This is a genomic window from Aliidiomarina sp., from assembly GCF_047920995.1.
In the GTDB taxonomy this organism is placed as follows: Bacteria; Pseudomonadota; Gammaproteobacteria; order Enterobacterales; family Alteromonadaceae; genus Aliidiomarina.
The window spans coordinates 98,229-117,113 of record NZ_JBLRWZ010000002.1 but is presented as its reverse complement, the minus strand read 5'-3'; the positions used below and the strand labels follow the sequence as shown (position 1 = coordinate 117,113).

The window sequence follows — 18,885 nt, the reverse complement described above, 5'->3', positions numbered from 1 at the left end:
ATTACTCGAGTAGATGATCATGTTGAGCGCCTATCCGGTGAAATTGGTCAATTACAAGAGAAGCTATCAGATGCTAAAGCGCGGCAGAAATCTATTTTAATGCGCGAACGCACAGTGAGTTCACGTTTATCCGTGAAGAAAACACTGGATAGTTCTAAACTTGAAGATGCGATGTACAAATTTGATCGTTACGAAGCAAAAATTGATGGCTTAGAATCTCAGGTAGATGCCTATGATTTAGGCAGAAAAACTCTGGCCGATGAGTTTCACGCATTAGAAAGTGATAATCGTGTTGATGCCGAACTAGAAGCGTTAAAAGCGAAGCTAAAAACCGATACTGATAAAAAATAAAACGCATTGATGCGGAGCAGCAAAGTGCTGCTCCTGATTCAAACTCAAGATTAGAGGAATGGAGATGGGTGAGATGGAAGTGGCAATTTTTTCAATGATTATGGCGCCATTTATCCTTTTTGTGATTTTCGTAGCGCCGATTTGGGTGATTTTACACTACCGCGGCAAGCGTAAATTGGAAGAGGGAATGAGCGAAGATGATGCATTGCGAGTTCGTGAACTAGTAAACCAAGCCGAAAAAATGCGTGAACGCATTCGCAACTTGGAGAACCTACTCGATGCGGAACATGGCGATTGGCGTAAAAGCCAGCACCGGTAAGGAGCAGTATAATGAGTGCAACAAACACTAAGAAGCGCCTGTACCGCGATAGTAAACACGGCAAAGTGGGCGGTGTGTGTGCTGGCTTGGCAAAGTACTTTGGCTGGGAAGTGTGGGTTATTCGTATTATTGCTGTAACCGCCTTAATTTTAGCCAGTAAGGTAACTTTTGTGGCCTATGTAGTAGCTTGGATTGTGCTCGATAAAGAACCCAAGCGCAGCGCTGCCGATGAAAGTGAAGTAGGTACTACATTGCGTGAAGAAACCCGCGTTGAACGTACTTCTGATGGCCGTACCATAGAAGTGAAAACCAAAGTATGGGAAGCCGGAAAATTACCACACTATGCGTTAGCTGATGTGGAACGTGAATTTGCAGCGATGGAGCAATCAGTTCGCGCTATGGAAACCTACGTAACGAGCAGCGAATTTCGTGTGCGGCATGAGATTAACCGGCTTTGATGAGCGTTTTCTTAAGCTGTTCACAAGGATAGCGAATTTACCTACCATTCCTACTTTGGAAAGATAACCTTACACTATATAGTGGTAAGAGCAGCAGCGAGAGATTGCTGCCTTATCACTCTCTCCGTAAGCTAGCCCACTCAATAGAATAATAACAAAACCTAAACAAGTGGACATTTGAGTATGGCTCAACAGCGTAATATGCGCCCAGAATCAATGGTAATTCACGGCGGCGAGGCTCCGGCTGATCCGCATGGAGCGTTAGTGGCTCCGCTCTACCAAACATCAACCTTTGTTTTCCCGAATGCAGAAACTGGCGGCCAGCGGTTTGCTGGCGATGCGGATGGCTATATTTATTCTCGGCTCGGTAACCCAACGGTAAACCTACTCGAACAACGCATTGCCGCGCTTGAAGGTATGCAAGCTGGCGCCGCAACGGCTACAGGTATGGGAGCAGTTGCGGCTGCAACCATGGCGTTTTTACGTGCCGGAGATCATGTAATTGCTTCCGATTGTATTTATGGGTGTAGTTTTGCTTTATTTAGCCACTTATTTGAACGCTTTGGTGTGCAAGTAAGCTTTGTTGATATGGCCGATGAAGCCGCTTTAACCGCAGCCTTTCAAGCCAATACCCGCGTTGTGTTTTTAGAAACACCAGCCAATCCGCATCTGCGTATTATTGATTTAGCAATGGTGGGCGCGCTATGCCAACAGCAACCTGATGTGCGGTTGATTGTTGATAACACCTTTATGACACCGCTGTTACAGCAACCAGGTAACTTTGGTGCCGATATTGTGGTGCATAGTGCCACGAAATACTTGAATGGCCATGGTGATGTGGTAGCCGGATTAATTACTGGAAGCCGAGAGGATATCCAGTTAATTAAGATGACTACACTAAAAGACATGGGAGCAACAATATCGCCGCATGACGCGTGGTTAATCACCCGTGGTCTAAAAACCTTGGCGATTCGTATGGAAAAACATTGCGCGACTGCTGCAATCGTTGCTGATTTTTTACAGGCGCAGCCGGCAGTAGAAAAAGTGTACTACCCCGGCTTTAAAGACCATCCAGGCCATCATTTAATTGGTGCACAAATGCGTAATGCTGGAGCGATAATTGCCTTTGAACTACGCTCAGGATATCAAGCTGGGGTTGCATTCTTGAACGGCCTTGAAATGATAAAAATAGCAGTAAGTTTAGGCGATGCAGAAAGCTTAATTCAACATCCGGCTTCCATGACGCATTCACCGTTAACACCGGAAGATCGGGATAGAGCAGGCATTAGTGATGGTTTAATTCGGCTCTCTGTAGGGCTGGAGCACGTAGACGATATTATTCATGATCTCTCGCAGAGTTTTGCGAAAGCGCAGCAAATTTAGCAGCGGATTTACTAGCGAAAATAGCAGCAAATTTGCTAGCAAAAGTAATAAGAAATGGCGAACAACGAGGAGGCGACAATGGCAAAAAAAACAAGCCAATATGTATCGAAAGAGCCTGATGCGAACGGCCATATTAATTGGTCTGAAGAAGAGAACCAGATTTGGCATGATTTAGTAGCGCGGCAGCTGGAAATTATTCCCGGCAAGGCTTGTGATGAGTATATGGAAGGCTTACGTTTGCTAGACATGCCAATGGATCGGATTCCACAACTGTATGAAATTAACAAAGTGTTAGCCGAAACAACGGGCTGGCAAGTTGCACGAGTGCCAGCATTGATCCCGTTTGATGAGTTTTTTCGGTTACTAGCTAACAAAGAATTCCCGGTGGCTACTTTTATTCGCACACGCGAAGAGTTTGATTACTTGCAAGAGCCTGATGTTTTTCATGAGATTTTCGGCCATTGCCCATTGTTAACCAACCCAGCATTTGCGCATTTTACCCATCAATACGGCAAATTAGGCTATGCAGCTACACCAAAAGAACGCGTGTATTTGGCGCGTTTGTATTGGTTTACGGTAGAGTTTGGTTTGTTGAAAACCAAAGAAGGCTTGCGTATCTACGGTGGCGGCATATTATCTTCGCCTGGTGAAACACGTTATGCCTTGGAAAGTAATACGCCTGAGCGGCAGCCGTTAACTCCGCTTGATGCGCTGCGCACGCCGTATCGTATTGATATTATGCAGCCGATATACTACACCATTGAACATGTAGATGAGCTTTTTGAAATCGCCGATATGGATATTATGGCTTTGGTGCATGAAGCGATGGAGCTCGGTTTATTTGAACCGAAGTTTCCGCCGAAAGATGCGGCATAGGTAATAAATAGAACACGAATTAATTAAGAACCTAAGTGAATACAGGAAAAGTAGATGTCTGATTTAAAAGAAATGCAATGTGAAGCGTGCCAAGCTGGCGCCCCGAAAGTATCGGATGCGGAGTTAGCTGAACTAATCCGTGAGATTCCAGATTGGGCTCCTGTAGTGCGTGATGGTGTAATGCAACTTGAACGCGTTTACAAATTTAAGAACTTTAAGTTAGCATTAGCGTTTACCAATAAACTTGCAGAATTAGCCGAAGCTGAATTTCATCATCCAGGAATATTTTTGGAGTGGGGCAAGGTAACGGTAACTTGGTGGAGCCATGCGATTGGTGGTTTACACAAGAATGATTTTATTATGGCGGCGAAAACGGATGCGTTACAGGATTGCTAAGTAATTCTGGGTATTTTCGGCGGCATTTAAGGCGCGATTAACCGCCCTAAAAACACGATAACTGCAGTACTATCGCTTACCGATAGTACTGCTTTTTTGTATTAAGCACTGTATAATTATGTTTACATTTTCTATGAGGTGGCTTCGCCAATTCCCATGCGTTTGGAAATTACTTGTAATGATCGATTAGGTTTGTGCCAAGACGTACTTACTATTTTGCGGGAAAATGAGATCGACCTAAAAGGCATAGAAGTTGATCCGGTAGGAAAAATCTTTGTTCGCTTTCCAAGCCTTGAGTTTGCTGAATTTCAGTTATTGATGGCGAAAATTCGCCGTATTCCGAATGTGCAAGATGTAAAAACGATTGCGTATATGCCAACCGAGCGTGAGCATTACGAATTCAACTTATTGTTGAGTACCTTGCCCAACCCGGTAATTTCTGTAGATGGTAAAGGCCGTGTTGATGTAATCAATAGCTCTGCGGCTGCTTTACTTGATGCGGATAAAGAAAAACTGCGTGGAACTCAAGTAAATGAGCTAATTGGTGGTATGAATATTCTGCGTTGGTTAGAGAAACAGCCTACCGATAACCGTACCGAATACTTACAATTAGGCTCTGCAAATTATCGCGGTAATTTATCCCCAATATGGGTAAATGATGCGGATGGTGAGCCTAGCTTTGCCGGCGCGGTAATTCATTGCCAATCAGAACCTTTACCAACTCGCCTAGGCCAGCCGGATGCCGATTCGCCCTTTACGCAGATTCTAACCCAGCATGCCAGTATCAAACGTTTGCTTAAGGATGCTGAACGTATGGCGCAATTAGATGTGCCGCTGCTAATTGAGGGGGAAACGGGTGTTGGTAAAGAACTTATTGCTCGGGCGTGTCACCAAGCGGGTAATCGCGGCCAATTACCATTTTTGGCAGTGAATTGCGGTGCCTTACCAGATATGGTGGCTGAGAGTGAATTGTTCGGTTATGGCGCTGATGTGTTTAGCCACCACCCACAAGGCAAAAAAGGGATTTTTGAGCAGGCAAATGGCGGCACGGTATTACTTGATTCGGTTGGCGATATGTCGCCTGAGCTGCAAGCAAAACTATTGCGCTTTTTAGAAGATGGAAGTTTTCGCCGCATCGGCGAAGAACAAATGGTGAATGTTGATATTCGCTTAATTTGCTTGGCACGCGGCGATTTACTGGAGCGCGTAGAAGCAGGAACGTTCCGAGAAGATTTATACTATCGTTTAAATGTACTTTCACTACAGGTACCGCCGCTACGAGAACGTAAGGGCGATGTAACATTGCTAGCAGATCACTTCATTCAAAAGTTTTGCGCGCAATTGCAACGGCCGCCAGTAAGGATTGCGCTTTCCTGTAGGGAATATCTGCAGCAGTATAGCTGGCCTGGCAACGTACGGCAGTTAGAAAACACCTTATTTCGTTCCTTATCAATGCTAGAGCGCGATGCTCTGGAACCAAGCGATATTCATTTACCGGAAATGCCGGCAATGCCAGATCAACTCAACATCGATCTGCAAGAAGGTAGCTTAGAAGATGCCGTAAAGCGTTTTGAGAGCACTTTATTGCGGCGCTTGTATCCGAGCTACCCAAGCACCCGGCAATTAGCCCGCAAGCTTGGCTTAAGCCATACTGCAATTGCTAATAAACTGCGTGATTATGGCATTGGCAAACAGCGTAAACGCTCGTAAAGCGGTAATTATTACGAGCAACTGGCAACATTTCAGAACACTACAAGGCCGCTTTGTAATCTTAAGTTTACAAAGCGGCTTTTTTACCTAGGGCTCAAGCCGTGTGTAAACTAAACGATACGATGCAGGTACTTATGATGGTGTACTAATCCTTTTTGAGTACCTAGCCTTAATAGAAACAAACGCGGTACAACAGTTGTTAATGTTTTTATATGTACATAACAACACACGAGGATTGCAAGAATGAGTAATATCAACCCATTGGGCACTGACGGATTTGAATTTGTAGAGTATACAGCGGCGGATGCGAAGGGCATTGATGCGTTAAAACAGTTATTCACTCAACTTGGCTTTACTGAAGTGGCGAAACATCGCCGTAAAGACGTTTGGTTATATAAGCAAAACGACATCAACTTCATTGTGAATGGCCAGCCTTCTTCGCATGCTGAAGCCTTTGCTCGTGAACACGGCCCTAGCGTATGTGGAATGGCGTTTCGTGTAAGTGATGCGAACGTTGCGATGGCGCACGCACTAGAAAATGGTGCGAAAGAATTTAAAGCAGACGTGGGCGCCATGGAACTTAATATTCCCGCGGTTTATGGCATTGGTGAAAGCGCACTGTACTTTGTAGATCGCTACGGCAAACAAAGCATTTATGATGTGGATTTCAAGTTCTATGAGAACTGGGAAGAGAGCATGAATGATTTTGCTGTGGGTATGGATTATGTTGATCACCTTACCCACAATGTATTCCGCGGTAATATGGATGTATGGGCAGGGTTCTACGAGCGTATCGGTAACTTCCGAGAAGTACGTTATTTTGATATCGAAGGTAAGCTTACAGGCTTGTTAAGCCGTGCCATGACCTCTCCGTGTGGCAAAATTCGTATTCCAATTAACGAATCACATGATGATAAATCGCAAATTGAGGAATACCTGAAAGATTACAATGGCGAAGGTATTCAGCACATTGCCTTAAGTTCAGATGATATTTACACCACCGTGCGCACGTTGCGAGAGCGCGGTATGGAATTTATGACCACGCCAGATACATATTACGATAAGGTGAATGAGCGTGTGGTAGGCCATGAAGAAAACCTTGATGAGCTGCGCGATCTGCGTATTCTGATTGATGGCGCGCCTATGAAAGATGGCATCTTGCTACAAATTTTCACGAAAACAGTAATCGGGCCGGTGTTCTTCGAGATTATCCAACGTAAAGGTAACGAAGGCTTCGGTGAAGGTAACTTTAAGGCGCTGTTTGAATCGATTGAAGAAGATCAAATTCGCCGGGGAGTATTAAGCGATGCGTAAACCCGTTTCTTTTCCAAAACTGATGGGCACGGCTTCACGCCAAGCCCATGCAGATTTTCCGGAAGAGGCGATTTATGAACGTGAAGCTGGGCGTAGTGGTTTTTTTGGTCCAGCTACACATTTTCATCATACTCATGCACCCACCGGTTGGAGCAGTTGGGAAGGGCCGTTAAGGCCACGCTGCTTTGATTTCAACCAACTTGCAGGGTTAGATACTAAATCGCCTTGGTTGGCGGAAAACCTATTGTTCAACGCCCACTGTAAATTCCGTATTTGGCATTTGGCTGAATCCATGCAAAATCTTGCCCGCAATGGAGATGGCGATGATTTGCTATTTATTCATGAGGGTGCAGGCGAACTATTTTGCGATTACGGCCATTTAACTTTGCGTGATGGCGATTACGTGGTAATTCCACGTTCTACGAACTGGCGCATTGAAGTAACTGAGCCGATGCAATTGCTGATGATTGAAGCCACCAATGGCTCTTATCAACTGCCCGAGAAAGGCTTGGTGGGGAATCACGCGATTTTTGATCCGGCATGTTTGGATGTGCCTGATATTGATGCAGCGTTTAAAGCACAATATAGCGAAGAGAGTTGGCAGGTTGAAGTGAAACGCCATGGCCAAGTTTCTGTTGTTACCTTTCCTTATAATCCGCTGGATGCGGTGGGTTGGCATGGCGATTTAGCGCCCATGCGTATTAATTGGCGCGATATTCGCCCACTTATGAGCCACCGCTATCATTTGCCACCTTCAGCACATACTACCTTTGTTGCTGAACGCTTTGTGGTGTGTACTTTTGTGCCGCGGCCGATTGAAAGTGACCCTGGTGCGTTAAAAGTACCCTTCTATCACAACAATGATGATTATGATGAGGTGCTGTTTTATCACGCGGGTGATTTCTTTAGCCGCGATAACATTGATAAAGGTATGGTAACCTTCCACCCCGCAGGCTTTACTCATGGGCCCCACCCGAAAGCATTTCAGGCTGGGCGTGAGTACAAGAAAAAATTCACAGATGAAGTAGCCGTTATGCTCGATACTCGGGATGCCTTGGAAGTAGGGCAAAGCGCTCATTCGGTTGAGAATCCTGATTATGTAATGAGCTGGCAGGAGAAGAAATAATGAAATTTGCAACCTACCGTGATGGTTCACGAGATGGCAAGTTAGTGGTGGTAAGCCGCGATTTAGCCCGAGCTGTAGCTGTACCTGAAATCGCCACTACATTGCAATCTGCAGTGGATAATTGGGCTGCAGTAGCGCCGCAGCTGCAAGAAGTATATATCGCTCTGAATAACGATAAACTGAGTGATGATTTCGCGTTCAACGAGAAAGAATGTGCTAGCCCTCTGCCGCGCGCTTATCAATGGGCGGATGGCAGTGCCTATGTTAACCATGTGGAATTAGTACGCAAAGCTCGTGGTGCAGAAATGCCACCTAGTTTTTGGGAAGATCCGCTGATGTATCAAGGTGGTTCCGATGCCTTTATTGGCCCTCGAGAAGATATTCCTTTGGCTTCAGAAAGCTGGGGTATTGATTTTGAGGGTGAAATTGCCATAGTAACCGGCGATGTGCCAATGGGTGTGCAAGCAAGCGAAGCACGTGAGCACATTCGTTTGTTAATGCTAGTAAACGATGTGTCGTTACGTGGATTAATACCAAACGAGCTGGGCAAAGGGTTTGGTTTCTTTAACTCAAAGCCAAGTTCTGCATTTTCTCCTGTGGCGGTAACCCCAGATGAACTAGGGGATGCATGGCAGAATGGCAAAGTACATTTACCATTGCGCTCAACGTACAATGGCGAATTATTTGGCTATCCGAATGCTGGCGAGGATATGACCTTTAATTTCGATCGCCTTATTCAGCATGCGGCAATGACGCGGCCATTATCGGCCGGCACCATTATTGGTTCGGGTACGGTTTCCAATAAACAGGATACCGAGCATGGTAGTGCTGTTGCCGAAGGTGGTGTGGGTTACAGCTGCATCGCCGAAGTGCGCATGATAGAAACCATTCGCGATGGCAAACCCGCTACTTCATTCATGAAGTTTGGCGATACTATTCACATGGAAATGCTAGATCATGAAGGCAATAGCATTTTTGGTGCGATTGATCAGCAAGTGATTGAATACAAAGGGCCATAGTAATGCAGTTGTATGGTTATTGGCGTTCATCGGCAAGCTATCGAGTACGGATTGCACTCGCCTTAAAAGGCATCGCGTATGATTATGTGCCGGTACATTTACTGAAGAATGGCGGAGAGCAGAAAGGTATTGAGTACGCGCAGCTTAATCCTGCGCAACTAGTACCAACACTGGAGCTTACTGATTCGGAAAGTGGTGCAACGGTACGCTTGAATCAATCATTGGCAATTATTGAGTATCTTGATGCGTGCTTTCCAGAGCACCCGCTATTGCCCGCGAATCCGTTAAAGGCTGCTCAGGTGCGGACATTGGCATTGGATATGGCTGCCGATTTGCAGCCCATTACCAATTTGCGCATTTTACAGTATTTAACTGGCACGCAAGGGCAACCGGATAGTGCTAAACAAGCGTGGATTGAACATTGGATCGCAGCGGCGTTTGCAGCGTTCGAGCAACGGTTAGCAACTACTGCAGGTAAGTACTGTGTGGGTGACAGCATTACGTTGGCCGATATTTGTTTAGTACCTCAGGTATATAACGCGAAACGTTTTGGTGTTGATTTAACAGCTTACCCGCGGCTTAAAGAGATTGCTGAGCGTTTGGCAGAGCATCCAGCATTTATTGCAGCGGCGCCAGAACAGCAGCCTGATGCAAACATGTGATGTTCAACGCAAGATTTGGTTGAGATAGCTGATAAAAGCTCGAGATGACTTATCATTCTCGAGCTTTTTTGCTTTAATGGAGCGTGTTTCGCTATTTTGTGAGGGCTGCCAATTGCAGCCGCTAAGTTAGCAATCAAGAATAACGATGATAAGGAAAAATAGGATGAAGAGAAAACTTACGGTAGCAATTACTGCTGCGTTGTTTAGTGTTGCTTGTGCGAGCTCCGAAGCACCGCAACAAGCGAGCGCTGAGTACGTTGAGCAGCAACCTACGCGGCATGTTCAAGCGCCTGCAGAATATCGTGATTCAGTGTTTAAGATGACACAAATCATGGCAGATCCTGATTGGCTTGGGCGAGCTCCAGAGGGTGCCTACTGGTCTTGGGATAGCCGCAGTGTGTTGTTTAGCCGTAAACGCGAGGGCAGCCCGCAACGTGATCTCTTCGAACGTCCACTTACAGCTGGTGGAAACGGTTCGCAAGTAGCATTAAATGAATTACATACCCGTGCATATCAGAATGGCGTGCACAATCAGAACCGTACTCAGCTAGCGTATGTATTTCAACGTAATATTTTTGTGAAAAACTTAGCTGATGGCTCAGTTCGCCAGCTTACCCGTGATACGCAAAATAAGAATTCGTTACAATTCTTAACTGATGGCCGGTTAAGCTATCGAGTTGGCAATGATTTTTATGCTATGGATTTGGGTAATGGTTTTACTGAGTTATTGCTTTCCTTGCAAACTCAAGACGCGCCAACTGCAGTGCAGGATCCCAGCGATATCTTGGCCCGTGAAGAAATTGATCTCATCGAATACAACCGCATTCAACGCCAGCAGCGGCAAGAGCGTTTTGATGATCTGCAAGCATTAGCTGCTGCTAGCCCTGCGGCTGCTCCACAAGCAGTGTATTTAGGCCGCAACTTAAATGTAGCTGAGGCGAGCCTTTCCCCAAATGGTAAGCGCGCAATAGTTGCGGTTACTGAGCCACAAAGCTGGCGTGGCGATAGCGATTTAATGCCGCGTTATGTTACTGAAACTGGCCGGATTGAGAATCAAAATGTACGCCGTAGAGTGGCCGATGCAAAGCCAGTGCACCATACGCTGTATCTAATTGATGTAGCAACTGGTGAAAAGAGCGAACTAAGTTATGAGAGTTTGCCAGGCTTTGATGAGGATGTGTTGGCCAGTGTGCGCGCTGAAAATTATGCGGCTGAAGGCAAAACATATGAAAGTAAGCGCACGCCGCGAGCCATTGGTGTGATTTCTGGCTGGTCTGCGCCGGAAGGCAACATTGTTTGGAATCAAGATGGTTCTGCGGTAGCAGTAATGTTGCGCGCTTGGGACAATAAAGATCGTTGGATTGCTACGGTTGATTTCAACACCCAAGATTTAGTAAGCCAACACCGCTTGCATGATGAAGCATGGATTAACCGTGATTTTAATGCCTTCAACTGGATGCCGCGGCAAAATGCGCTTTGGTATTTATCTGAAGAAAGCAACTATTCACATTTATATATCAAGAACTTAGATAGCGGCAATGTGCAACAACTTACCTCTGGCCGTTACTTAGTAGATAACGTAAAACTGAACAATTCGGGTGACACGTTCTACTTTCAAGCAAACGTGAAACATCCAGGGATTTATGACATTTTCCGAATATCGGTAAATGGCGGCGATATCGAGCAATTAACGGATATGAACGGTATTACCAATTATCAGTTAAGCCCGAACGAAACGCGTTTATTGCTTACGCATTCTAGTGCATTACAACCGAACGAACTGTATGTGAAAGAAATTGCCAGTGGCGCGCAAGCCACTCGCTTAACGGAAACAGTAAGCCGTGAATTTCAGGAAATGCCATGGGCTGAGCCTGAAATTGTAGCTGTGCCTTCATCGCATGTAGATGATCCAATCTACAGCCGTGTGTATCTGCCAAAAGATTACGATGCAAATCGTGCTGAAGGCTATCCTGCGGTAGTGTTTATTCATGGTGCGGGTTATTTACAGAATGCGCATGCGGGCTGGTCTAACTATTTCCGTGAGTTTATGTATCACAGTAAACTTACCGATTTAGGCTATGTGGTGCTGGATCTCGATTTCCGTGGTTCTGCAGGCTACGGCCGTGATTGGCGTACAGCCGTGTATCGGCAAATGGGTACACCTGAAGTTGAAGATTTAGTGGATGTAGTGAGCTGGATGGGTGAGCACCGCAACGTTGATGTAGAGCGTGTGGGTACGTATGGCGGTTCTTATGGTGGCTTCTTAACCTTCATGGCACTATTTAAAGAGCCTGGTTTATTTAAAGCGGGTGCTGCATTACGTCCAGTTACCGATTGGGCGCACTACAACACAGGTTATACCTCAAATATCTTGAACTTGCCGCAAGACGATATGATCGCTTATCGCCGTAGTTCGCCAATTTATTTCGCGGAAGGTTTAGAAGATGCGCTGTTAATCAACGCACCGATGGTTGATGATAACGTGTTCTTCCAAGATTCGGTTCGCCTAGTACAGCGCTTAATTGAGTTGGAAAAAGAGAACTTCGAAACGGCAATCTTTCCAGTTGAGCCACATGGGTTTGTACAACCATCAAGCTGGCTAGATGAATATCGCCGAATTCATAAACTGTTTGAAACAAACCTGAATTAGTTTCGGGTGAATACTCCGCAACAGGCCGCTCTATTGAGCGGCCTTTTTTATCCAACATATGCATACGAGTTTTTATAAAAGGTAAGGCTGCGGTGCCATTTACTAATGTTTTGTTTTGATAACCTCGATAGGTTTACGACGTAAGCCAGGCACGGCTAGCGCACCGCCAATGGCCCCACCTACATGGCACAAGTAAGCAACCTCTGCTCCTAGCCACTCATTTTGTGTGTCTGCGAGCATAAGATCGATAACTAACTTCACAATCACGATCAGCAAGATAGTAACGCCTACAGGCCGTTGCGTGCGCATGATCAGTAAGCCACCGTACACAACAACGCCATGTAATACGCCAGATAAGCCAACAAATGCATAATCTTGGGCCAATAGCACCGGTATCAATGTGGCGGCAAGGGCGCTAATGAGCATTACATTAATCAGTAATCGGCCCTTAACATGATTGCGAAAAATGACCGCGATAGCGAGCAAGGCGATACAATTCACAGCTAAATGAGCGCTATTTAAATGCACCAGATGCGTTGTGAAAATTCGCCAAGGTTGGCTAAGCACGCCATTTTCAGTAAGTACTAACCACGGTTCTATACCTGGCAGTAAGAAAACGGTGAGCATCACTGCGATTATCACGAAGGGGGCAATTAAAAAGCGCAATCGATAGCTTAGGCTCGGTTGTAATGTTGAATCTGATTTCTGCATAAATAAACTCAATGATTGATTTGTGTAAAGCAAACAACCTGCTAGACCGCCGAGTTGCGTTGCGCTATAAACGTATGATGCTTATGATACGTTTAAAGCATAGAAACCACAAAAGGAGAACAATAAATGCGGCTTCTGAATAAGTTAAGCGTAGTAGCATTGAGTATTAGCATGGTAATTGCCTGTGCGCCGGCAACTCAACAAGTAGAACGGCAAGCCTTTGATCCAGAGGCAGAAACAGGCCGCACGGTTAATGAAATTAGCTATGCGAATGAATACATGATTTCTGCTGCTAACCCGCTAGCTGTTGATGCCGGCTTGGCGATTTTGCGTGATGGTGGTACCGCGATTGATGCAGCGATAGCAGTTCAGGCTATGCTTACTTTGGTAGAGCCACAATCTTCTGGTATTGGTGGCGGTGCCTTTATCATTTACTGGGATAACGATGATAAGCAGCTACATACCATAGATGCACGAGAAACTGCGCCTATGGCGGCCACTTCTGAATTATTTCTTGATGTAGATGGCAATGCACCGCGCTGGATTGAAGCTGTGGTTGGTGGGCGCTCGGTGGGTACACCAGGGGTGATGCGCGGGCTTGAACTCGCTCATCAAGAATGGGGCCGTTTGCCTTGGCAACGATTATTCAATGAAAGCATAGCGCAAGCAGAGCGGGGCTTTGCAGTATCACCGCGGTTAGCACAGCTGATTGAGATGGAAATTAATCCTGGCTTAGCGAAGATGCCGGTGGCACGAGATTACTTTTTTCCAAATGGCAAACCCCTGCAACCCGGTGATTTGTTAACTAACCCAGAGCTGGCGGCAACGTTGCGAACCATGGCAGAGCAGGGAGCAGATGCGCTGTATACGGGGGATATTGCTGAAGATATTGTGGCTGCCGTACAAAATGCTGCGATTCAGCCGGGGGTGCTTGCCTTGAGTGATTTACAGCAGTATCAACCGGTATTGCGTGATCCAGTATGCGGCCGTTATCGAGTGTACACTATTTGCAGTATGGGGCCGCCCAGCTCCGGTGGCATAACCATGGTGCAAACTATGGCACTACTCGAACCATTTGAATTGAACACTCTGCAGCCGAATAGTGAAGAGGCCCTGCACTTTTTCACGCAAGCATCACGCTTAGCCTTTGCAGATCGCAACCGCTACATTGCCGATGAGGATTTTGTAGAAGTACCGATGTTGGCGTTACTGGCACCAGAATATATTGCGGAACGCGCTACACTTATTGGTGGGATTGATATGGGGCACGCGGAAGCGGGCACTATTGCACAGTTATTACGTGCCGACGATCAATCGCCAGAATTCCAGAATACCAGCCATATTAGTATTATCGATCAATATGGCAATGCAGTATCGATGACAACCACTATTGAAATGGGCTTTGGCTCCTCAGTGATGGTGCGAGGATTTTTGCTGAACAACCAGCTCACTGATTTTTCTCTCGTGCCTGAGGTAGATGGGGTACTCGTGGCAAATCGTGTGGAACCAGGTAAACGGCCACGAAGCTCAATGGCACCTGCTATTGTATTTGATGAACAGGGCGAATTGTTACATGTAGTAGGCTCTCCCGGTGGCCCGCGGATCATTAACTATGTTACCCAAACCATGATCGGGCTGCTAGATTGGAATATGAATATGCAAGAAGCCATTGATATGCCGCGCATCACAAATATGAACGGGGTTACGAGCTTAGAAGCAGGAACGGCTATAGTAGGTTATCAAGAGTTATTAGATGCGCGTGGGCATAATGTGGAAGTACGTGCGCTGAATAGCGGTTTGCATGGTATTACCTTACGTAAGGGGCAAACGGAGAATCGCTTAGAGGGTGGCGCAGATCCGCGCCGTGAAGGCGCAGCAAAAGGTGATTTGCACTAGCTGTTATAGAAATCTTGCAAAAGTTCCGTTTTTAACCAGGCTAGGAACTATAGCTGAATAGGGAGGATTTATAATGAGTGACACTATATTTAGTAAGATTATTAACCGCGAAATCCCAGCGGATATTGTGTATGAAGATGATTCAGCCTTGGCGTTCAAAGATATTAATCCACAAGCGCCTTTTCACGTGTTAATTATTCCAAAGCAGGCAATTGCTACGGTAAACGATATTACCCAAAAACAACGCGAGCTAGTAGGGCATTTGTATTGGGTAGCCGGCGAAATTGCTCGGCAGAATGGCTATGCAAAGGAAGGCTATCGCTTAGTAATGAACTGCAATGAGTTCGGTGGGCAAACGGTTTATCATATTCATGTGCATATGCTTGCCGGCAAACCACTAGGTTGGCCACCATACCAAGAGCGTATTAAACATAACCCGGTTGAAGCTTAACCGTTGCTGATTAAGAGATGAAAAAACGGCCATTGAGTTCTGCTCAATGGCCGTTTTAGTAATTACTCTATTTTAGTAATTCCACTATATTTTTACAGCTGGCTTTATCTGCGTGCTAATCCATAGCGCGTAAAATTAAGCCTTTCAAATACCAACCTTCTGGATAGTGAATATGCACTGGGTGATCTGCAGTTTGTTGGGTGCGATCAATAATTTGTAAATCGCGATTGGCATCTAAGCAGGCATCTGCCACTACCTTTTGGAACAACTCATTACTTAGTAAGCCTGAGCAAGAAAAGGTGAATAGAACGCCGCCTGGTGCCAGTATGTGCGCGGCTAAACGATTGATATCTTTGTAGCCGCGGCAAGCGCGATTTAAGCTCGCCTTGGAATCCACAAACTTAGGCGGATCCAACACGATTACATCAAACTTTTCGCCACTTTCGGCATATTTGCGTAACTGCTCAAATACATCGGCTTTTACATGTTGCACTGGTGCATCTTGCAAGCCATTTAAGGCTAAGTTGTGCAGAGAAATATCTAACGCAGGTTGCGATACATCTACGTTTACCACTTCCGCGGCACCAGCTGCTGCAGCGTAAAGGCCAAAACCGCCAGTGTAAGAGAAGCAATTTAGTACTTTTTTGTTCTTCACATAAGGGCGAATTGCTGCACGCGCATCCCGCTGATCTAGGTAATAACCTGTTTTATGGCCGTTAATAATATCTACAGCTATCTTCAAGCCATTCTCTTCAATAACCACCATTTCGATCGGTGCAGCACCAACGCGAGGCCCGGTAGCGAGTTTTAAGCCTTCTTTTTGGCGTACATCGATATCTGAGCGTTCGTATACATTGCAGCTCGGATATAACTCTTCCAGTAAGGAGAAAATGGTACCTTGATGGTACATTGCGCCAGCGCTCATTAGCTGGCACACCAAGTAATCAGCATACCGATCAATGGTAACACCAGGCAAACCATCAGATTCGCCTGCTACCAAACGATACGCGTTGGTGTGTGGAGCGATAAGTACATCCCGAAGTGCTTGCGCTGTGGTGATGCGTTGTTTAAAAAATTCCCGATCAATTGGAGTGTTTTGATCGAAACTCCAAACCCGTGCGCGAATTTGCGAATGCGGCGAATAGGCTGCCGTTCCTAAAAACTGGCCTTTGTCGTTTACCACCTCAACGCTGGCGCCAAGCTCTGGTTCGCCCAGTACTTTGTGGATTGCACCACTAAATACCCAAGGATGACGGCGGCGTAGCGATTTCTCGCGGCCAGTTTTAATAATAATTTGATCTGCCATTACATTACTCGTTGGCCAGGTTGTGCGCCATTATGTGGGTTAAGGATATAAATTTCTTTGCCGCCAGGGCCTGCAGCTAACACCATGCCCTCGCTCATACCAAAGCGCATTTTACGTGGTTTTAGATTGGCTACCATTACCGTAAGCTGGCCAATTAAATCTGCCGGATTATATGCGGATTTAATGCCCGCAAATACTTGCCGCTGTTCAGTGCCTATATCAAGCGTAAGCTTAATCAGTTTATCTGCACCTTCAACATGTTCGGCGTTTACTATTTTGGCAACCCGCAGATCTACCTTAGCAAAATCATCAAATTCAATTTCGCTGGCAATCGGTTCGAATTCACTGGCGGCACTTTCGTTGCTGTTCACAGCGGCTGGAGCAGCAGGCGCGGTGTTGGCTGCGCTGCTATCTTTGGAAGCTTCTAGCATACTTTCAATTTTCTCGGTTGGTACGCGCTGCATTAGCGCTTTGAATTTATTGATTTTATGGCCGGTAAGTGTGATTTGCGCACTTTCCCAGCTAAAATTATCGTTTAGGAATAGCTGTGCATCTGCCGAAAGTTTCGGCACCACAGGCGTTAGATAAATCATCAATAAACGGAACAAGTGAATCCCCATAGAGCATACATCTTGCACCTCTTGTTCTTTACCTTCTTGCTTTGCGAGCTGCCACGGTTCTTGCACCGCAATATATTCGTTGGCCCGATCAGCCAATTTCATTACTTCCCGCATTGCTTTACCAAACTCACGTTGCTCGTAGGCTGCAGCGATACTCTCGCCAGCGGCCTGGAACTCCGCGAGCATTTCAGGTTCAGCGATGTGCTCAGAAAGCATACCGGCATATTTCTTACTGATGAAGCCGGCACAGCGGCTAGCAATATTCACTACTTTACCTACTAAATCTGAATTTACCCGTTGGGCAAAATCAGTGAGGTTCAAATCCAGATCGTCAATGCGGCTAGAGAGCTTAGTGGCAAAGTAGTAGCGCAGGTATTCTGGATCAAGGTGCTCTAAATAGGTGCGCGCCATAATGAAGGTGCCTTTCGATTTAGACATCTTCGTGCCGTTCACGGTAATAAAGCCGTGCGCCCATACGCTAGTAGGTTGGCGGAAATCGGCTCCTTTTAGCATGGCTGGCCAAAATAGGCTATGAAAGTAAATAATATCTTTACCGATAAAGTGATACAGCTCGGCATCACTATCAACATTCCAAAAATCGTTGAACTCTAAATTGCCATGTTTTTCGCAGTAATTTTTGAAGCTACTCATGTAGCCAATTGGCGCATCTAGCCATACGTAGAAGTATTTGCCCGGTGCATCTGGAATTTCGAAGCCAAAATAGGGTTTATCGCGGCTAATATCCCATTGCTGCAGGCCTTGTTCAAACCACTCATTCAGTTTATTGGCCATTTCTGATTGCAATGAACCAGAGGTTGTCCATGCCTGCAACATATCGCCAAAGGCTGGTAAATCGAAAAAGTAATGTTCCGATTCACGGAGCTCTGGAACTGCGCCTGAAACGGCAGAGCGTGGGTTCTTTAAATCGGTAGGCGAGTAGGTTGCGCCGCACACATCGCAGTTATCACCGTATTGGTCCTCGGCGCCACAATCTGGGCAGGTACCTTTTACAAAGCGATCTGGCAAGAACATCTCTTTTTCGGGATCGTACAATTGCTCAATTACGCGATTATGAATATAGCCAGCTGCACGTAAGCGCTTGTAGATAAGCGTGGCGAGCTCTTTATTCTCTGGACTATGAGTGGAATGATAATTATCAAACGATACCGCGAAATCGGCGAAATCTTGCTGATGCGCAGCATTCATTTGCTCAATCATTACTTCTGGGGCAATACCCAACTGCTGGGCTTTTAGCATGATCGGCGTGCCGTGAGCATCATCGGCACACACGAAATGACATTCGTTGCCAATTAAGCGCTGAAAGCGAACCCAAATGTCGGCCTGTATATAGCCCAGCAAGTGGCCAATATGGATCGGGCCATTGGCATAGGGAAGGGCATTGGTAACTAAAATTCGGCGTGGTGCTTTGGAGGTGCTGGGTGCCATTTGTTCTGCCATCAGAAATCTCTATTCAGCTGCGTTCAAAAAAGAGCTCTATAGTACCCGAAATACAGCCGCTTTTCATTACTTACGGTAGCGTTGGGAAACATAAATCTTTATGATTACTTTATAATGTAAGAAACGCAGTATAGTGGCACTATGGCGCATTGTACTGGTGCGGTGCTAGTTCAACTGGG

Annotated in this window: 17 protein-coding genes; 14 read left to right on the top strand and 3 right to left on the bottom strand. The window is 45.9% G+C overall.

Annotated elements, in window-relative coordinates; translation table 11 throughout:
• The 12 genes from ACNA7P_RS01245 to ACNA7P_RS01190 form a co-directional block, all read left to right on the top strand.
• Nucleotides 1-351: PspA/IM30 family protein (locus ACNA7P_RS01245; protein ID WP_416256781.1), on the top strand; the 351-nt coding region annotated here is incomplete at its 5' end.
• Between the two features lie 64 nt (nucleotides 352-415).
• Nucleotides 416-670 (top strand): envelope stress response membrane protein PspB, encoded by a 255-nt coding sequence (pspB, locus tag ACNA7P_RS01240; protein ID WP_416256780.1) that lies wholly within the window; start codon nucleotides 416-418, stop codon nucleotides 668-670.
• A gap of 11 nt (nucleotides 671-681) precedes the next feature.
• A complete protein-coding gene (pspC, locus tag ACNA7P_RS01235; protein WP_416256779.1) occupies nucleotides 682-1,128 on the top strand; it encodes an envelope stress response membrane protein PspC in 447 nt (148 codons plus the stop codon).
• Nucleotides 1,129-1,311: 183 nt separating this feature from the next.
• Complete coding sequence (megL, locus tag ACNA7P_RS01230; protein WP_416256778.1) at nucleotides 1,312-2,511, top strand: methionine gamma-lyase; 1,200 nt, start codon at nucleotides 1,312-1,314, stop codon at nucleotides 2,509-2,511.
• A gap of 78 nt (nucleotides 2,512-2,589) precedes the next feature.
• Nucleotides 2,590-3,387 carry a phenylalanine 4-monooxygenase gene (gene phhA, locus ACNA7P_RS01225; protein ID WP_416256777.1) on the top strand — a complete coding sequence of 266 codons (798 nt, stop codon included), beginning with the start codon at nucleotides 2,590-2,592 and terminating at the stop codon, nucleotides 3,385-3,387.
• Nucleotides 3,388-3,441: 54 nt separating this feature from the next.
• On the top strand, nucleotides 3,442-3,783 hold the full coding sequence (locus ACNA7P_RS01220; protein WP_416256776.1) for a 4a-hydroxytetrahydrobiopterin dehydratase: 342 nt from the start codon (nucleotides 3,442-3,444) through the stop codon (nucleotides 3,781-3,783).
• Nucleotides 3,784-3,939: 156 nt separating this feature from the next.
• A complete protein-coding gene (gene tyrR / locus ACNA7P_RS01215) occupies nucleotides 3,940-5,493 on the top strand; it encodes a transcriptional regulator TyrR (RefSeq protein WP_416256775.1) in 1,554 nt (517 codons plus the stop codon).
• Nucleotides 5,494-5,736: 243 nt separating this feature from the next.
• A complete protein-coding gene (hppD, locus tag ACNA7P_RS01210) occupies nucleotides 5,737-6,807 on the top strand; it encodes a 4-hydroxyphenylpyruvate dioxygenase (protein ID WP_416256774.1) in 1,071 nt (356 codons plus the stop codon).
• Nucleotides 6,800-7,933 carry a homogentisate 1,2-dioxygenase gene (locus ACNA7P_RS01205; RefSeq protein ID WP_416256773.1) on the top strand — a complete coding sequence of 378 codons (1,134 nt, stop codon included), beginning with the start codon at nucleotides 6,800-6,802 and terminating at the stop codon, nucleotides 7,931-7,933. Before hppD ends, ACNA7P_RS01205 begins: the two co-directional genes overlap by 8 nt.
• Nucleotides 7,933-8,952: a fumarylacetoacetate hydrolase family protein gene (locus tag ACNA7P_RS01200; RefSeq protein WP_416256772.1), complete on the top strand. Its 1,020-nt coding sequence runs from the start codon at nucleotides 7,933-7,935 to the stop codon at nucleotides 8,950-8,952. Before ACNA7P_RS01205 ends, ACNA7P_RS01200 begins: the two co-directional genes overlap by 1 nt.
• Nucleotides 8,953-8,954: 2 nt before the next feature.
• Entirely contained in the window at nucleotides 8,955-9,614 is a 660-nt protein-coding gene (maiA, locus tag ACNA7P_RS01195) for a maleylacetoacetate isomerase (protein ID WP_416256771.1), read from the top strand.
• A 163-nt stretch (nucleotides 9,615-9,777) separates the two neighbouring features.
• Complete coding sequence (locus ACNA7P_RS01190; protein WP_416256770.1) at nucleotides 9,778-12,264, top strand: prolyl oligopeptidase family serine peptidase; 2,487 nt, start codon at nucleotides 9,778-9,780, stop codon at nucleotides 12,262-12,264.
• A 102-nt stretch (nucleotides 12,265-12,366) separates the two neighbouring features.
• Here ACNA7P_RS01190 and rrtA read toward each other — a convergent pair whose 3' ends face one another.
• The gene (rrtA, locus tag ACNA7P_RS01185; protein WP_416256769.1) at nucleotides 12,367-12,975 is read right to left on the bottom strand and encodes a rhombosortase; all 609 of its coding nucleotides are present in this window, start codon (nucleotides 12,973-12,975) and stop codon (nucleotides 12,367-12,369) included.
• A 126-nt stretch (nucleotides 12,976-13,101) separates the two neighbouring features.
• Here rrtA and ggt point away from each other — a divergent pair, with 126 nt between their 5' ends.
• Together ggt and ACNA7P_RS01175 are read left to right on the top strand one after the other, a co-directional pair.
• On the top strand, nucleotides 13,102-14,871 hold the full coding sequence (ggt, locus tag ACNA7P_RS01180; protein ID WP_416256768.1) for a gamma-glutamyltransferase: 1,770 nt from the start codon (nucleotides 13,102-13,104) through the stop codon (nucleotides 14,869-14,871).
• A 73-nt stretch (nucleotides 14,872-14,944) separates the two neighbouring features.
• Entirely contained in the window at nucleotides 14,945-15,322 is a 378-nt protein-coding gene (locus ACNA7P_RS01175; RefSeq protein WP_416256767.1) for a histidine triad nucleotide-binding protein, read from the top strand.
• 115 nt (nucleotides 15,323-15,437) lie between these two features.
• Here ACNA7P_RS01175 and ACNA7P_RS01170 read toward each other — a convergent pair whose 3' ends face one another.
• Together ACNA7P_RS01170 and metG are read right to left on the bottom strand one after the other, a co-directional pair.
• The gene (locus tag ACNA7P_RS01170) at nucleotides 15,438-16,628 is read right to left on the bottom strand and encodes a class I SAM-dependent methyltransferase (RefSeq protein ID WP_416256766.1); all 1,191 of its coding nucleotides are present in this window, start codon (nucleotides 16,626-16,628) and stop codon (nucleotides 15,438-15,440) included.
• Entirely contained in the window at nucleotides 16,628-18,706 is a 2,079-nt protein-coding gene (gene metG / locus ACNA7P_RS01165; protein WP_416256765.1) for a methionine--tRNA ligase, read from the bottom strand. The genes ACNA7P_RS01170 and metG overlap by 1 nt, the downstream gene beginning before the upstream one ends.
• Nucleotides 18,707-18,885 lie beyond the last annotated feature (179 nt).

Coding starts and splice junctions, on each gene's coding strand:
- pspB (WP_416256780.1), top strand. CDS start 416: ATGGGTGAGATGGAAGTGGCAATTTTTTCAATGATTATGGCGCCATTT.
- pspC (WP_416256779.1), top strand. CDS start 682: ATGAGTGCAACAAACACTAAGAAGCGCCTGTACCGCGATAGTAAACAC.
- megL (WP_416256778.1), top strand. CDS start 1,312: ATGGCTCAACAGCGTAATATGCGCCCAGAATCAATGGTAATTCACGGC.
- phhA (WP_416256777.1), top strand. CDS start 2,590: ATGGCAAAAAAAACAAGCCAATATGTATCGAAAGAGCCTGATGCGAAC.
- ACNA7P_RS01220 (WP_416256776.1), top strand. CDS start 3,442: ATGTCTGATTTAAAAGAAATGCAATGTGAAGCGTGCCAAGCTGGCGCC.
- tyrR (WP_416256775.1), top strand. CDS start 3,940: ATGCGTTTGGAAATTACTTGTAATGATCGATTAGGTTTGTGCCAAGAC.
- hppD (WP_416256774.1), top strand. CDS start 5,737: ATGAGTAATATCAACCCATTGGGCACTGACGGATTTGAATTTGTAGAG.
- ACNA7P_RS01205 (WP_416256773.1), top strand. CDS start 6,800: ATGCGTAAACCCGTTTCTTTTCCAAAACTGATGGGCACGGCTTCACGC.
- ACNA7P_RS01200 (WP_416256772.1), top strand. CDS start 7,933: ATGAAATTTGCAACCTACCGTGATGGTTCACGAGATGGCAAGTTAGTG.
- maiA (WP_416256771.1), top strand. CDS start 8,955: ATGCAGTTGTATGGTTATTGGCGTTCATCGGCAAGCTATCGAGTACGG.
- ACNA7P_RS01190 (WP_416256770.1), top strand. CDS start 9,778: ATGAAGAGAAAACTTACGGTAGCAATTACTGCTGCGTTGTTTAGTGTT.
- rrtA (WP_416256769.1), bottom strand. CDS start 12,975: ATGCAGAAATCAGATTCAACATTACAACCGAGCCTAAGCTATCGATTG.
- ggt (WP_416256768.1), top strand. CDS start 13,102: ATGCGGCTTCTGAATAAGTTAAGCGTAGTAGCATTGAGTATTAGCATG.
- ACNA7P_RS01175 (WP_416256767.1), top strand. CDS start 14,945: ATGAGTGACACTATATTTAGTAAGATTATTAACCGCGAAATCCCAGCG.
- ACNA7P_RS01170 (WP_416256766.1), bottom strand. CDS start 16,628: ATGGCAGATCAAATTATTATTAAAACTGGCCGCGAGAAATCGCTACGC.
- metG (WP_416256765.1), bottom strand. CDS start 18,706: ATGGCAGAACAAATGGCACCCAGCACCTCCAAAGCACCACGCCGAATT.